Annotated in this window: 17 protein-coding genes; 9 read left to right on the top strand and 8 right to left on the bottom strand. The window is 67.1% G+C overall.

The annotated features are described in order from the left end of the window. Positions 1–33: 33 nt before the first annotated feature. The gene (locus AB4Z42_RS05195; RefSeq protein WP_442008010.1) at positions 34–402 is read right to left on the bottom strand and encodes a nuclear transport factor 2 family protein; all 369 of its coding nucleotides are present in this window, start codon (positions 400–402) and stop codon (positions 34–36) included. Between the two features lie 103 nt (positions 403–505). Here AB4Z42_RS05195 and AB4Z42_RS05190 point away from each other — a divergent pair, with 103 nt between their 5' ends. Beyond that, positions 506–1,267, top strand: coding sequence for an alpha/beta fold hydrolase (locus AB4Z42_RS05190; protein ID WP_442008009.1), 762 nt, complete (start codon positions 506–508; stop codon positions 1,265–1,267). Beyond that, the gene (locus AB4Z42_RS05185; protein WP_442008008.1) at positions 1,268–1,564 is read left to right on the top strand and encodes an MGMT family protein; all 297 of its coding nucleotides are present in this window, start codon (positions 1,268–1,270) and stop codon (positions 1,562–1,564) included. 10 nt (positions 1,565–1,574) lie between these two features. On the opposite strand, the gene AB4Z42_RS05180 is transcribed toward AB4Z42_RS05185, so the two are convergent. From AB4Z42_RS05180 to AB4Z42_RS05170, 3 genes are all read right to left on the bottom strand, one after another. After that, entirely contained in the window at positions 1,575–2,429 is an 855-nt protein-coding gene (locus AB4Z42_RS05180) for a TIGR02569 family protein (protein WP_442008007.1), read from the bottom strand. A 36-nt stretch (positions 2,430–2,465) separates the two neighbouring features. Next, on the bottom strand, positions 2,466–3,659 hold the full coding sequence (gene moeZ / locus AB4Z42_RS05175; RefSeq protein WP_442008006.1) for an adenylyltransferase/sulfurtransferase MoeZ: 1,194 nt from the start codon (positions 3,657–3,659) through the stop codon (positions 2,466–2,468). Between the two features lie 108 nt (positions 3,660–3,767). Next, the gene (locus AB4Z42_RS05170; RefSeq protein ID WP_442008005.1) at positions 3,768–4,802 is read right to left on the bottom strand and encodes a DUF3152 domain-containing protein; all 1,035 of its coding nucleotides are present in this window, start codon (positions 4,800–4,802) and stop codon (positions 3,768–3,770) included. Between the two features lie 163 nt (positions 4,803–4,965). Between AB4Z42_RS05170 and AB4Z42_RS05165 the strand changes: the two genes are divergently transcribed. Next, positions 4,966–5,631 carry a TetR/AcrR family transcriptional regulator gene (locus AB4Z42_RS05165; RefSeq protein ID WP_442008004.1) on the top strand — a complete coding sequence of 222 codons (666 nt, stop codon included), beginning with the start codon at positions 4,966–4,968 and terminating at the stop codon, positions 5,629–5,631. Here the strand turns inward: AB4Z42_RS05165 and AB4Z42_RS05160 are convergent. Then, entirely contained in the window at positions 5,618–5,869 is a 252-nt protein-coding gene (locus AB4Z42_RS05160; protein ID WP_442008003.1) for a DUF3107 domain-containing protein, read from the bottom strand. The two genes, AB4Z42_RS05165 and AB4Z42_RS05160, sit on opposite strands and share 14 nt — an antisense overlap. Positions 5,870–6,124: 255 nt before the next feature. Here AB4Z42_RS05160 and AB4Z42_RS05155 point away from each other — a divergent pair, with 255 nt between their 5' ends. Next, entirely contained in the window at positions 6,125–6,859 is a 735-nt protein-coding gene (locus tag AB4Z42_RS05155) for a hypothetical protein (RefSeq protein ID WP_442008002.1), read from the top strand. A 10-nt stretch (positions 6,860–6,869) separates the two neighbouring features. On the opposite strand, the gene AB4Z42_RS05150 is transcribed toward AB4Z42_RS05155, so the two are convergent. Then, a complete protein-coding gene (locus AB4Z42_RS05150) occupies positions 6,870–7,571 on the bottom strand; it encodes a ferritin-like fold-containing protein (RefSeq protein ID WP_442008125.1) in 702 nt (233 codons plus the stop codon). 254 nt (positions 7,572–7,825) lie between these two features. Between AB4Z42_RS05150 and AB4Z42_RS05145 the strand changes: the two genes are divergently transcribed. Then, positions 7,826–9,277 (top strand): DEAD/DEAH box helicase, encoded by a 1,452-nt coding sequence (locus AB4Z42_RS05145; RefSeq protein WP_442008001.1) that lies wholly within the window; start codon positions 7,826–7,828, stop codon positions 9,275–9,277. A 29-nt stretch (positions 9,278–9,306) separates the two neighbouring features. Further along, the gene (locus AB4Z42_RS05140) at positions 9,307–10,521 is read left to right on the top strand and encodes an Rv3212 family protein (protein WP_442008000.1); all 1,215 of its coding nucleotides are present in this window, start codon (positions 9,307–9,309) and stop codon (positions 10,519–10,521) included. 54 nt (positions 10,522–10,575) lie between these two features. On the opposite strand, the gene AB4Z42_RS05135 is transcribed toward AB4Z42_RS05140, so the two are convergent. Beyond that, on the bottom strand, positions 10,576–11,370 hold the full coding sequence (locus AB4Z42_RS05135; RefSeq protein ID WP_442007999.1) for a ParA family protein: 795 nt from the start codon (positions 11,368–11,370) through the stop codon (positions 10,576–10,578). A 58-nt stretch (positions 11,371–11,428) separates the two neighbouring features. Here AB4Z42_RS05135 and AB4Z42_RS05130 point away from each other — a divergent pair, with 58 nt between their 5' ends. Genes AB4Z42_RS05130 through AB4Z42_RS05120 form a run of 3 tightly spaced genes read left to right on the top strand, consistent with a single transcriptional unit; the run spans position 11,429 to position 13,625 of the window. Beyond that, positions 11,429–12,040, top strand: coding sequence for an acid phosphatase (locus AB4Z42_RS05130; RefSeq protein ID WP_442007998.1), 612 nt, complete (start codon positions 11,429–11,431; stop codon positions 12,038–12,040). Beyond that, positions 12,037–13,134: an isochorismate synthase gene (locus AB4Z42_RS05125; RefSeq protein ID WP_442007997.1), complete on the top strand. Its 1,098-nt coding sequence runs from the start codon at positions 12,037–12,039 to the stop codon at positions 13,132–13,134. The genes AB4Z42_RS05130 and AB4Z42_RS05125 overlap by 4 nt, the downstream gene beginning before the upstream one ends. Continuing rightward, the gene (locus AB4Z42_RS05120; RefSeq protein WP_442007996.1) at positions 13,131–13,625 is read left to right on the top strand and encodes a GNAT family N-acetyltransferase; all 495 of its coding nucleotides are present in this window, start codon (positions 13,131–13,133) and stop codon (positions 13,623–13,625) included. Before AB4Z42_RS05125 ends, AB4Z42_RS05120 begins: the two co-directional genes overlap by 4 nt. Here AB4Z42_RS05120 and AB4Z42_RS05115 read toward each other — a convergent pair. After that, a complete protein-coding gene (locus AB4Z42_RS05115; protein WP_442007995.1) occupies positions 13,565–14,002 on the bottom strand; it encodes a hypothetical protein in 438 nt (145 codons plus the stop codon). The two genes, AB4Z42_RS05120 and AB4Z42_RS05115, sit on opposite strands and share 61 nt — an antisense overlap. Positions 14,003–14,041: the final 39 nt, after the last annotated feature.

The following is a 14,041-nucleotide window of genomic DNA, read 5'->3' as shown; positions in this document are numbered from 1 at the left end:
GCCTTGACAACCGGGTCCGCCTTGCGGCCCAACTCAGTTGGAGTCGTCGGGCGACCAGTAAGCCTTCATGGATGTGATCTTGCCGTCGTCGTCGAAGGTCATGATTTCGATCGGCGCAATGATCAGTGGATCCTGCGGGTCGATGAAGACCTTCATGCGGAAGTGGAACGCCGCCTGTCCCGGCACCACCTTGAGCGTGATGAGTTCGGTCTCCATACGCACGGCCGCGGTGCCCGCGTAGAACGCCAGGAGCGCGTCATGGCCGCGATGCGGCTCGGTGCCGACCGGATCCTCGACGAACCCGGTGTCTGCGTAGAGGGCCACGAGTTCCTCGGGGCGCAGTCTGCCCAGGCCGTCGACGTAGGTACGGACGGTTTGGGCGATCTGTTCGGGTGCGGTCACAACAGTGGCAATCTACGGCAATCTCACCGACAAAACTAGAACTTGTTCTAGTTTTTGTCACCGGCGAGTGTGGGCGTGCGCCGATGGACCTAGCATCGACGCCGTGACCGATCTGCATCTCCACCGCTTCGGCCCGGCGGGTCCGACACAGGTCCTGGCGATTCATGGGTTGACCGGGCACGGGAAGCGGTGGCAGGCCCTGGCCGACCGGCATTTGGCCGAATTCACGGTGACGGCGCCGGACCTGCTCGGCCATGGACGGTCGTCGTGGGCGGCACCGTGGACGATCGACGCCAATACCGCGGCACTCGCCGCGTTACTCGACGCGCCGACGGCCGTGGTCGGGCATTCATTCGGGGGCGCGATCGCGTTGGCCCTCGCCGCGTCGCGTCCTGATCTGGTGTCCGCACTGGTGTTGCTCGACCCCGCGGTGGGCCTCGACGGCGGATGGATGCGCGACATCGCCGACCTCATGCTGGCCTCGCCGGACTACACCGACCGCGCCGAGGCGCGCGCGGAGAAGTCGAACGGTTCGTGGGGCGACGTCGACGCCGACGAACTGGACCGCGAACTCGACGAGCACCTCATCGACCTGCCCAACGGCAGAAGCGGCTGGCGGATCAGCATCCCGGCGATGATGTCGTACTGGAGCGAGTTGGCACGCCCAATTGCCCTGCCTCCGCCTGCGATTCCGACGACGCTGGTGCGGGCCACCAAGACGGAGCCGCCCTATGTCACCGACGAACTCGTCAGCGGACTTGCCGAGCGCCCCACCTTCGCGTTGATGGACTTCGACTGCGACCACATGGTCGCCCAGGCGCTACCCGCCGACACGGCGACGGTGATCCGCGAGGCGCTGCGGTAGATGCCGGCCATCACCGACGAACAGGTCGAGACCGTGCGCGCTCTCGTCGCATCGATCCCGCCTGGACACGTCTCCACATACGGCGACATCGCCGAACTGGCAGGGCTTTCCAGTCCCCGGATCGTCGGCTGGATCATGCGCACCGATTCGTCGGACCTTCCTTGGCACCGCGTCATCCGGGCGTCCGGGCGTCCCGCGCCGCACCTGACCACCAAGCAGCTCGAGCTGCTGCGGTCCGAAGGTGTGCTGGCCGAAGACGGCCGCATCCCGCTGCGCGAGGTGCGTCACCAGTTCTGAGCGGCAAACCCTAAAGAACCAGGCGCACCAGTGCGGCGGTACGCGCAAGACCCGGGAAGGCCGCGTCCGTCGACCGCGGATGCAGCGCATGGACGGCAAGGCGGAACATCAAGGCGCGCAACAACATCTGCGGCCACTCCGGCAACGGACTCCACCGCTCGATGAGACCGTCATCGGCCTCACCCCATGACAGCGCGTCGACGACCACCACCCCGGCAGCCCACGAGGCGGGCCGCCAGTACGGCGTGATGTCGGTGATCCCAGGGGCGGCCGTACCGGCGAAAAGCACTGTGCCGTAAAGGTCTCCGTGCACCAGCTGGCTCGGGCTCTTGGTCGGCCTGCGCAATGCGGCCAGCTGACCGATCAACTCGACTGACCGTTGCCCGTCCGCCGAGCCCGGTGCCACCCGCGCTCCCGGCGGCAACGTATGCAGCGGCCGTTCCTCCCATGCGGCCCGGTCGGCCGCGATGAACACGTCGACGTCGGCCCACGGCGCGACGGGCGGCTGGGTCAGAAACCGCGGACGCTCGAGCTTGGCGGTCGCCTCATGCAGTCGCACGGCGGACGACACCACCTCGTCGTGACGCGGTTCCGGGGTGCCAGCGACGAAGGTGTCGGCCCGCCACCCGGCCACGACGTAGCGGCCGTCCGTCGACCTCACCGGCCGGGCCAGCCGCACACCATCGACGAACAAGGTCTCGCGGACCTTCGCCGACCATGCCGCACGTGCGTGATCGGCAACCATCGAGAGCACGACCTCGCCGCAGCGCCAGCCGCCCTCCCAGCTCGATCCGAGCGGCGCCGGCTCGACACCGGTCAATCCGAACCCCGCCAGCACATGATCAGGCGGCCGCTCGACACTCATTACGTCAGCGTAAGCGCAGGTCCCGCAAACGAGCGGTTAGTACATCACCATGTCGGGTTCGAGTTGCTTTCCCCAGGCGACGATTCCGCCCTGCACGTGCATCGCATCGGAGAAACCGGCCTTCTTCACGATGGCCAGCACCTCGGCCGACCGAACGCCGGTCTTGCAGTAGAACACCGGGGTGCGGTCGACCTGCAGTTTGGCAAGCGCCTCACCCGTTTCAAAGGCGCCCTTCGGTATCAGCTCAGCGCCCTCGATGCGGTTGATGTCCCACTCGACGGGTTCGCGCACGTCGATCAGCGCAAGCGGCTTGCCGGTGTCGATCATCTCGCGCAGCTCACGCGGGGTGATCGTGGAGTCGAGAGTCGCCTCGGTGGCCTCGTCCGACAAGACGCCGCAGAACTCCTCGTAGTCGATGAGCTCGGTGATCTTCGGCGTCGACGGATCCTTGCGGATCTTGATCGTGCGGTGGGTCATGTCGAGCGCGTCATAGACCATCAGGCGGCCGAGCAGCGGCTCACCGATGCCGGTGATCAGCTTGATCGCCTCGGTGCCCATCACCGACGCGATGGACGCGCACAGAATGCCCAGCACGCCGCCCTCAGCGCAGGACGGCACCATGCCCGGCGGCGGCGGCTCGGGATACAGGTCGCGATAGTTCAGGCCGCGCTCATTGCCGCCCTCGTCGGCCGGCGCGTCCTCCCAGAACACCGAGACCTGACCCTCGAACCGGTAGATCGAGCCCCACACGTACGGCTTGCCTGCCAGCACCGCGGCATCATTGACCAGGTAACGGGTCGCGAAGTTGTCGGTGCCGTCCAGGATCAGGTCGTACTGCTCGAAAATCTCGACGGCGTTGTCGGGTTCCAGCCGGACCTCATGCAGCCGCACCTCCACGAGCGGGTTGATCTCCAGGACCGAGTCCCGGGCGCTCTCGGCCTTCGATCGGCCGATGTCCGACTGCCCATGAATGATCTGGCGCTGCAGGTTGGACTCGTCGACCACGTCGAACTCGACGATCCCGATCGTGCCAACCCCGGCGGCGGCCAGATACAGCAGAGTCGGCGAACCCAACCCTCCGGCGCCGATGACCAGCACACGAGCGTTCTTGAGTCGCTTCTGCCCGTCCAGACCGAGGTCCGGAATGATGAGGTGACGGCTGTAGCGCGCAACCTCCTCGCGCGTCAGCTCGGCTGCCGGTTCCACCAGCGGCGGCAACGGTGTCGACACCGTGTATCTCCTTGATCACCTTGGTTTTGCGTCTGCTGACCATCTCAGCAGTTGTGCATAGGTACTGCAATCAACAGCACCGGGGCCCAAGTGCTTCCCGCCGGCGAATCAGGCGATCGGGTAGGGCCAGGGGTTGAATCGGCAGGTCTTGCCGTCGGGGTTGATGGTGCCCGGGTCGAAGCGGGCCGCATCGTTGTTGTTGGTCGAGAACGTCTGCTGCATCATGATCGGCGCCAGCTCGCCGTTGTTCGCGCACGCCTCGTGCCGCTGGTAGCCGATCGCGTGGCCCACCTCGTGGTTGATCAGGTACTGGCGATATGAGCCGACGTCGCCCTGGAACGGCACCGCGCCGCGCACCCAGCGCGCCTCGTTGAGGAACACACGCGGCTGGCCGTCGGCGAACGCCGGGTTGTAACACGACGCCTCGAGCGGAATGTCGTAACCGCATCCCTCACGGACGGTCATCGGCGTGCTGAGCGAGATCCGGAAATCGGGTTCGGCTTGGGCAGTTCCGTCGACGCGGGTGAACGCGAACTGCGGATTGTGCGTCCAGCTCTTCGGATTCGACAGCGTCTCGGTCACCATCCGGGCGAAGCCGTCGTCACCGCCGAAGGTGGTGGTGTCGATGCCGTCCTCGATCTCGACGGTGTAGGTGAAGACCTTCGCCGTGCCCTCACCGACCTGCGACGATGCGCCGGGGACGATGTGCCACGTCTTGGCGCCGGCCGGGGTGAACGGACCACCGTCGGGCAGGATCCCGGTCGGCAGATTCGCGTCGAACTGCGTCAACCCCTTTGGCGGCGCGCCGATGATCGCCGTGCTGGCCACCCCGATCGTGGGTGGGCCCTGCACCGGACCGTCCGGCTCCTCGGTCTGGGGCTCAGTGGAGCCTGCGAACGTCACGTAGAGAGCGACGGCCGTCCATACGACCAGCATGGGCAACGCGTAGGCCCGCCAACCGTAGGTGCGAATGAAACGGCCCAGCTTGCTCTGCTTGCGGGCGTTGCGATGCACTTCCCGATTTGACCTGGGCCGGCCCGACTCATTCGCCAGGGGGTCGCGCTGCGCACGTAGCGGCTCGCGCCACTCGTTGCGCAGCGCAGGCGGCGCGCCACCCCCGCGACGCTCCGAGTCGTAGGTCACCGACACAGGATGACACAGGCCAGAGCCTCGATACCTCCGGCGCGCCACCGACGGTGGTGAGCGCGCACGGCGCACCGCCGACCGCGCCACGACCACGGCTTTGTGTGCGGGCTTTGCCAACGGTAGTAACCTCGGTGCGAAACCACGCCAGATGAAGGACCTAATGAGCGATGTCGCCAACCCCGCCGCGAGGCGAGGTGCGCAGCCGGGCTCCGGTGCAGCGGGAACCCGGCGCGGTAACCGGCTGCCTCGTGATGAGCGCCGCGGGCAGTTACTCGTCGCTGCCAGCGAGGTTTTCGTCGACCGCGGCTATCACGCCGCCGGGATGGATGAGATCGCCGATCGAGCCGGTGTAAGCAAACCCGTGCTCTATCAACACTTCTCGTCGAAGTTGGAACTTTATCTGGCGGTGCTGCACAGCCACGTCGAGAATCTCGTCTCCGGTGTGCGCCAGGCGCTGCGCACCACGACGGACAACCGTCAGCGGTTACGCGCGGCGGTGCAAGCGTTCTTCGATTTCATCGAGCACGACGGCCAGGGTTATCGGCTGATCTTCGAGAACGACTACGTGACCGAACCGCAGGTCGCCGCGCAGGTCAAGGTGGCCACCGAATCGTGCACCGATGCGGTGTTCGACCTGATCAGCCGCGATTCCGGGCTCGAGGCGCACCGCGCCAGAATGATCGCCGTCGGCCTGGTGGCGATCAGCGTCGACTCGGCCCGCTACTGGCTCAACAACGATCGGCCCATCAGCAAGGACGACGCTGTGGAGGGCACGGTGCTGTTCGCCTGGGGCGGCCTGTCACACGTGCCGCTTACGCGTTCTTGACGGCCTCGGCGCCGACCACACCAAATCCGACACGGCGCGTATCCGCGGCGCCGATCTCGACATAGGTGATCTTCGACGTCTGGACCAGGAATCGCCGGCCCTTCTCGTCGGTCAGGCTCAACACACCGGACTCCTGGCCCAATGCGTCGGTGATCAGATTCTCGACCTCGGTTGGTGTCTGCGCGCTGTTGAACACGAGCTCGCGCGGGCTGTCCGTGACACCGATCTTGACCTCCACGCTGTGAACCTTTCCGTTACGCCACACCCTCGATGAACCTTGTGGCAAGGCTAGTGGACGCTACCGCGGTGATGCCGCGCCGGTGAGTTCGCGGTCAGCGAACCCGCGTCGAACGCAGGGTCCGCCGTTTCCTAACGGGCCGCGACCGAACCGAGTCCGGACCGTGACCGCACACACCCGCACAGAACCTCATCTGTCACTTGCACCTCTATAGCATCGGCCCGGTACATCAAAGAGACAACCGGGGAACCCCACATGAACAGGTCTTATACCGCACATTCACCGTATTCTCTGACCCCGACCGAGCGTATTGCCACCTATTCGGGTGATGACGTTGGCGAACTCGATTACGACGGTCTGGCGGACTACCCCGACGACGATGACTACACCGACGTCATCGAATACGACGAGGAGAGCATCGACCGCCGCTGGATGTGGATCGCCGGCGTGGCCGGCCTGATTCTGTTCCTCGCCATCGGCACGACGGGCATCATCCTCGGCGGCGGCGACAGCGGTTCGGTGACGGCCACCGGGACCTCGTCGGCTCCGACCGCCACGTCGGCGCCCGTCACGACGTCAGCACCCGCGGCCGCGACGCAGGCCCCCCTGTCGCCGTCGCTGCCTGCCGAAACGGTCACGACGGTGAGCCCGACCGCGGAGACCGCGGCTCCGGCACCGGCCCAACCCCAGGCGGTCGTCCCGCCCCCGGTCGCGCCCTCGCCCCGCACGATCACCTACCGCGTGACGGGCAACCGGCAGCTCATCGACCTCGTGACCGTCATCTACACCGATCAGCAGGGCGCGCTGCAGACCGACGTCAACGTCGCGCTGCCATGGGCGAAGACCGTGGTCCTGGACCCGGGCGTCGAGCTCAAGTCGGTGACCGCGACCAGCGTCGGCGGTCAGCTCAACTGCGGCATCTACGACGCGGCGGGCACGCTGATCGCCTACCAGACCAACAACTCGATGATCGCCACCTGCACCCAGTAGCCGCGCGCCCTCAGGCCAGGCCCAGCTCCTCCATGCGCGAGGCGTGCGTGCGCTGGAGACGACCGAAGAATTCGGTCATCTGCGTCAGGCCCTCGCCGCTGGCCATGACCAGATCGACGAGTTCGTCATGGTCGGCCATCACGTACTGCGCCTGCGTGATCGCCTCGCCGAGCAGGCGGCGCGACCACAAAGCCAGTCGATGACGTTGTTTCTCGCTGGCCGTCACCGCGGCCTGCACCTCGGCGACGACGAACTGCGAATGGCCGGTCTCCGCAAGCACGGCACGGACCACGTCGGCGACCTCCACGGGTAACGATGTGGCGATCTCGAGATAGAAGTCGGCGGCCAGCGCGTCGCCGACATACGTCTTGACGAGCGCTTCCAACCAGGTACTCGGAGTGGTCAGCCGGTGGTAATTCTCCAGGGCCGAGGCGTATTTCGTCATCGCGGGCACCACGTCGACTCCCCTGCGTTCCAGTGAGTCCCGCAACACCTCGTAGTGGTTCATCTCCGCGGCAGCCATGCTGGCCATGTTGATGCGGCCACGCAGGTTGGGCGCCATCCGCGCCTCGTCGGTCAGCCGATAGAACGCCGCCACCTCGCCGTACGCCAGCAACGCGAACAGCTCATTGACACCCGGATGTTCGGCCGACACGCCCGAGCCCGCCGAGTCGGTCATCTGCTCGGAGGGTTCCGGCGGCGCCGGAAACATGGGGGCAGTCATGGCCCCAACTCTAATCGTCGACCAGCGCGCACCCTGGGGCGAGCCCGCCAGCTATCATGAAGGTAGGCAGTGGCTCGTCAAAGGCACCTCTATGGTCGAAATGACCAGGCTGCTACCTAAGAAATGTGCGTGCACGCAGTCGGCCCGCCTACCTCAGCGCAGGGCCCCGGCAAAGCTTCGTCGAACTCGTGCGCGCGTGGACGCCATGAGGACTCGACAATTGAAAGGCTAAGCCTCCGCGTATGACGCATCTCAATCCAACCTTCGCTGAGCTGGGTGTTCGCGACGAAATCGTTCGCGCACTCTCCGAAGACGGCAAGGAACATCCCTTTGCAATCCAAGAACTGACAATGCCGCTCGCGCTGGCCGGTGATGACCTCATCGGTCAGGCCCGTACCGGAATGGGCAAGACGCTGGCGTTCGGTGTGCCTCTGCTGCAGCGGATCACCACCGACCCCGACCGCGAGCTGTCCGGCATCCCGCGCGCGCTGATCGTCGTACCCACCCGCGAGCTGTGCCTGCAGGTGTACAGCGACCTCGCGATCGCGGCGAAGTACCTGACCGTGGGCGACCGCAAGCTCAGCGTCACATCGATCTACGGCGGCCGGCCGTACGAGCCGCAGATCGAGGCCTTGCAAAAGGGCGTCGACGTAGTCGTCGGCACCCCGGGCCGGTTGCTCGACCTCGCTCAGCAGGGTCACCTGCAGCTCGGCGGGCTCTCGATGCTGGTGCTCGACGAGGCCGACGAGATGCTCGACCTCGGCTTCCTGCCCGATATCGAGCGGATCCTCAAGCAGATCCCGACGAACCGGCAGGCCATGCTGTTCTCGGCGACCATGCCGGACCCGATCATCACGCTGGCGCGTACGTTCATGAACCAGCCGACCCACATCCGGGCCGAGGCCCCGCATTCGGCGGCCACTCACGACACCACCGAGCAGTTCGCCTACCGCGCCCACGCGCTGGACAAGGTCGAAATGGTGGCCCGCATCCTGCAGGCCGACGGCCGCGGCGCGACGATGATCTTCACCAGGACCAAGCGCACCGCACAGAAGGTCTCCGATGAACTCGCCGAGCGCGGCTTCAAGGTCGGCGCGGTACACGGCGACCTGGGCCAGGGCGCCCGCGAGAAGTCGCTCAAGGCGTTCCGCACCGGTGAGGTCGACGTGCTCGTCGCGACCGACGTCGCGGCGCGCGGCATCGACATCGACGACATCACCCACGTCATCAACTACCAGATCCCCGAGGACGAGCAGGCCTACGTGCACCGCATCGGCCGCACCGGCCGCGCGGGCAAGACCGGTATCGCGGTCACGCTGGTCGACTGGGACGAGCTGCCCCGCTGGACGATGATCGACAAGGCGCTCGGGCTCAACACCCCCGATCCCGCCGAGACCTACTCCAATTCGCCGCACCTCTACGAGGAGCTCAACATCCCTGCCGAGGCCACGGGCGGCATCGGCGAAGCGCGCAAGACGCAGACCAAGCGCCCGCCGGCGGAGAAGTCTGCCGATCGTCCCGCCCGCAACCGCGACCGGAACCGTCGGCGCACCCGCGCCGGGGAACCGGCCGGCGCGCACGCCGCGGTGGCGCCGACCGATAAGGCCTCGCCGGACGCTGCGGAGAGCACCGACGGTGCGCCGAAGCGCAGGCGTCGTCGCCGTCCGCGCAAGGCCGCGGCCAGCGCCGGCTAGCTCGGAAAGAAAGAGCCCCCGCCACCCCGATGGTCAAACCCGAACGCCGCACGCGCACCGACGTGGTGGCGGCAATCACGATCGCCGCAATCATCGCGATCACGGCCGGTCTCGTCTGGTGGACGAGCGATGCCAGGGCGACGATCAGCAGGCCCGCACCGAATCCGATTCCGCCGCTGGCCTCCGCCAAGGCGGTGCCCTCGTCGCTCCGGCAGTTGTGGACCGCGCCCAGCCCGAAGACGACGGCACCTCTGGTGGTGGCCGCCAGCGTGGTCACCGGCGACGACCACACTGTCGAGGGTCGTGATCCGGTCTCCGGCAGCCCGGTGTGGACCTATGCGCGAACCGACCTCGATCTGTGCGGTGTCAGCTGGGTGTACCAGTACGCCGTCGCGGTGTACCCCGACTCCCGCGGCTGCGGTCAAGTCAGCACGATCGACGCCAAGACGGGCCTGCGCGGGCCCGCTCGCACGGCGTACGCAGACCCCGCCGTGAAGCTGTCGTCGGACGGCACCGCGGTGTTGTCGGCCGGCGACAGCCGCCTGGAGCTGTGGCGGTCGGACATGGTGAGAATGCTCAGCTACGGCTCCCTGGACGCGAAGATCAAACCCGGCACCCCGACGCCGCCGATCTGCCGTCTGGTGTCGGCCGCGGCCAGCTCGTCGGCCGTCTCGGTGCTCGAGTCATGCCCCAATCAGGCGGATCTGCGCCTGACGCTGCTGCGGCCCGCCGACGAAGAGGACACCCCCGAACTGAAATACGTGCCGCAAGAAGGCGTCACCGCGGATTCCGGCGCCCGCGTGGTGGCCGTCTCAGACACCACGACCGCGGTCTATGTCCCGACGCCGAAACCGGTCGTGAACATCGTCGACGAAACCGGCGCGACGATCGCGAGCACACCGCTGGCCAAGCCGGCGTCGCCGAACGCGACGGCGTCCCGAGCCGGCGATCTGATCACCTGGTGGACGGGCGACAGCGTGATGGTGTTCTCCGCCAACGGAATCAAGTACAAGTACTCGGTCTCACCCGCGGGCCACAACGTCCCGCTCGGACCCGCCACGGTGATGGCGGGACGCCTACTCGTGCCGGTCACGGGCGGCTACGACGTATTCGAGCCCGGCAGCGGCAAGGGCGATCACCATATCCCGGTGGGACGACCGCCGAGCGACGCCGCGGTCGTGCCTGCGGTGGCGGGCTCGACGTTGCTCGAGCAGCGCGGCGACGAGCTGGTCGCGCTCGGCTAGTTGCGATTTCGGCGTGTTGAGTCACGCTGAGCGAGACTGTGCACGCCGAAATCGCTAGACGTCCGGGGTGTAGGTCGCCAGCGCCTTGCCGTTCTTCCAGTGCTTGGTCAGCGCGGCCGCCAACTCGCGATACGCAGTGGCACCCTTGTTCTTGCGACCCGCGATCACCGAATTGCCCGAAGCGGTGGCCTCGGCGAACCGCACGGTGCGAGGAATCGGCGGGGCAAGCACCGGCAGGTCGTACCGGTCGGCGACGTCGAGAAGCACATCGCGGCTGTGGGTGGTGCGCGAGTCGTAGAGCGTCGGCAGCGCGCCGAGCAGCGTCAGGTCACCGTTGGTGATCTGCTGGACGTCGTTGATGGTCCGCAGGAACTGGCCGACGCCGCGATGTGCCAGCGTCTCGCACTGCAGCGGCACGATCACGTCGTCGGCCGCTGTCAGCCCGTTGAGCGTGAGCACGCCCAGCGAGGGCGGACAGTCGATGATCACGACGTCGAACCGCCCGTCGACCTTGGCCAGCGCACGCTTCAGCGCGTATTCACGCCCGGCCCGCATCAACAACATCGCCTCGGCTCCGGCCAGATCGATGTTGGCGGGCAGCAGCGTCATCCCCTCGGACGTCTCGACCAGCGCCGCTTCGGTCTCGACCTCCCCGAGCAGCACCTCGTGGATCGACATCGGCAGCTTGTCGGGGTCCTGGCCCAACGAAAACGTCAAACACCCCTGCGGATCAAGGTCGACGAGCAGCACCCGCTGACCCTTCTCCACCATCGCTGCACCCAGCGATGCCACCGTCGTTGTTTTAGCGACCCCACCCTTTTGATTGGCGACCGCAAGTACCCGCGTCACTCTTTCATCCTGGCACGCGCACGAACGCGGGGACCGCACGTGGGGCAGAATCGCCAGAGTGAGTGTCGAGCAGCACCGCCTGCTACTGCTTCGTCATGGCGAGACGGAGTGGTCGCTCTCGGGCCGGCACACCGGCCGCACCGAACTCGATATCACCGAAAAGGGCCGCGAACAGGCGAAGCTGGCCGCCGACGCGCTGGACGTGCTGACCCTCGACAATCCATTGGTCGTGTCCAGCCCGCGGCAACGTGCGCTGGTCACCGCTGAACTCGCCGGGCTGACGGTCGACGAGGTGTCTCCCCTTCTGGCCGAATGGGATTACGGCGACTACGAGGGCCTGACGACGCCGGAGATCCAGAAGAGCGTGCCCGACTGGCTGGTGTGGACACACGGATGCCCGGGCGGTGAATCCCCCCAGCAGGTCAGCGACCGGGCTGACCGCGCCATCGAGTACGCGCTGCAATACCTGGAATCGCGCGATGTCCTGTTCATCGGCCACGGTCACTTCTCCCGGTCCGTGGTGACGCGCTGGGCGCAGCTTCCGATCTCAGAGGGAATCAGGTTCGCGATGGTGGCGGCGTCGATCGCGGTGTGCGGACACGAACACGGTGTGCGCCAGATCATCGCGCTGGGACTGACGGGCCATCGCCACCCGTGCCTGCCGGCATGACTCGCGAACCGTCGTTCGTCCTCGCCTCGGGCGGCAGCGCCGTCATCGCCGAAGGTGTCCACACCGCATTCCCGAGAATCGCCGAAGCACGGGCGGCCCTGGCATCGCACAGCGCCCCAATCATTCTGGGCGCCTTGCCGTTTGACATGTCCAAGCCAGCAGCGCTCATCAGGCCGCAGGCGGTCCAGTTCCTCGACGAGCTGCCCGAGTGGCCGTTGCGCGCGCTTCCGTCGGTGCAGGTCGCCGAGACTCTGCCCGAGCCCGACGAACACCGGTCCCGTATCGCGACCGCCCTGGAACGCCTACGTGATCCGCAGAGCGGGCTGCACAAGGTGGTGTTGGCCCGCGCGTTGCGGCTGGTCGCCGACGGCCCGCTGGACGCACGCACGATCCTGCACCGCCTTCTCGCCGAGGACCCGGCGACCAACGCCTATCTCGCCGACCTGACAGCGGCGGGCGGCGGGTACTCCGGCACCGCACTCGTCGGAGCCAGCCCCGAGCTGCTGGTGGCCCGGCAGGGCGACCGCATGTTCTGCGCGCCGTTCGCCGGTTCGGCTCCGCGACTGCCCGACCCCGCGGCCGACGAGGCAAGCGGCGCGGCGTTGGCGGCGTCGGCGAAGAACCGTCACGAACACCAGCTCGTCGTCGATGCGGTGCGCGCGGTGCTGCAACCGCTGTGCACCGACCTGGACATCGCGCCCGAGCCGATGCTGAATAAGACCGCCGCCGTGTGGCACCTGTACACCCCGATCAGTGGACATCTCCGCGAAACATCAACCACCGCACTCGATTTGGCGATCGCGCTGCATCCGACCCCCGCGGTGGGCGGGGTGCCCGCCGAGGCGGCGTCCGGTCTGATCAACGAACTCGAGGGCGACCGCGGGTTCTATGCGGGCGCGGTCGGTTGGTGCGATCAGCGCGGCGACGGCCGATGGGTGGTGTCCATCCGCTGCGCCCAATTGTCGGCCGACCGTCGCACGGCATACGCCTACGCCGGCGGCGGCATCGTCGCCGAATCCGAGCCGGATGACGAAGTCGACGAGACCACAACGAAATTCAAGACGATGTTCGCGGCGCTCGGGGTCGAGACGTGACCGAGCTGATTCGCCTTGCCCGTCCTGGCGACGAAACCGAACTGACCGCGATGGTGTACGAGCTCGCGGAATTCGAGAATTCTGCAGACCAGTGCACGCTCACCGAGGCGCGGTTGACCGCCGCGTTGTTCGGCGATGTCCCGACCGCATGGGCGCATATCGCGGAGGTCGACGGCAAGGCCGCCGCATGCGCGATCTGGTACCGCACGTTCTCCACATGGGAGGGCGTGGCGGGTGTCTATCTCGAAGATCTGTTCGTGCGCCCCGAGTTTCGCAGGCTGGGCCTGGCCCGAAAGCTCCTGGCCGCACTCGCACGGCAATGCATCGACGCGGACGGCGCCCGCCTGGAGTGGGCCGTGCTGGACTGGAACGTCAATGCGATCGCGCTCTACGACGCCGTCGGCGGCAAGCAGCAGAGCGAGTGGATCACCTACCGCGTGTCCGGTCCTGAGTTGTCGGCACTTGCATCCTCGGCGGCCGGCGACGCCTGACCCCCGGCCCACTGCAGCGCCGACGGGCTGAACAGCAACGCCAATACGGCCAGCACGACGACCGCAACGGCGACGCCGGGGAGCCACTGGCCCGATCCGACGCCGACGTACCAGGCCACCCCGAGCAGGATCAGCTGGGCGAACACCGCCAACCCGCGGCCCCACCGCCTGCCGGTCCACAGCGCCCATCCCGCGGCCAATACCGCGGACCCCATGACGAGGAACCACCCGGCGGTGCCGAACACGTTCATACCGGGCACATCGGTTCCGAGCAGCCCGCTCACCACGTACCACGCCGCCGCGATCACGCCCGCGAGGCCTTCGAGCGACACCACGATGGCGGCCTGGCGCACGGTTGCCGGCGAGGGAACGGTCACGACCTCGAGCGTAGAGGTTCGATTTGCCCCTTTAGATAG

It is taken from the genome of Mycobacterium sp. 2YAF39 (genome assembly GCF_052114565.1).
Lineage (GTDB): Bacteria > Actinomycetota > Actinomycetes > Mycobacteriales > Mycobacteriaceae > Mycobacterium.
Note: the sequence above shows the minus strand (reverse complement) of the source record. Positions and strands in the feature narration are given on the sequence as shown.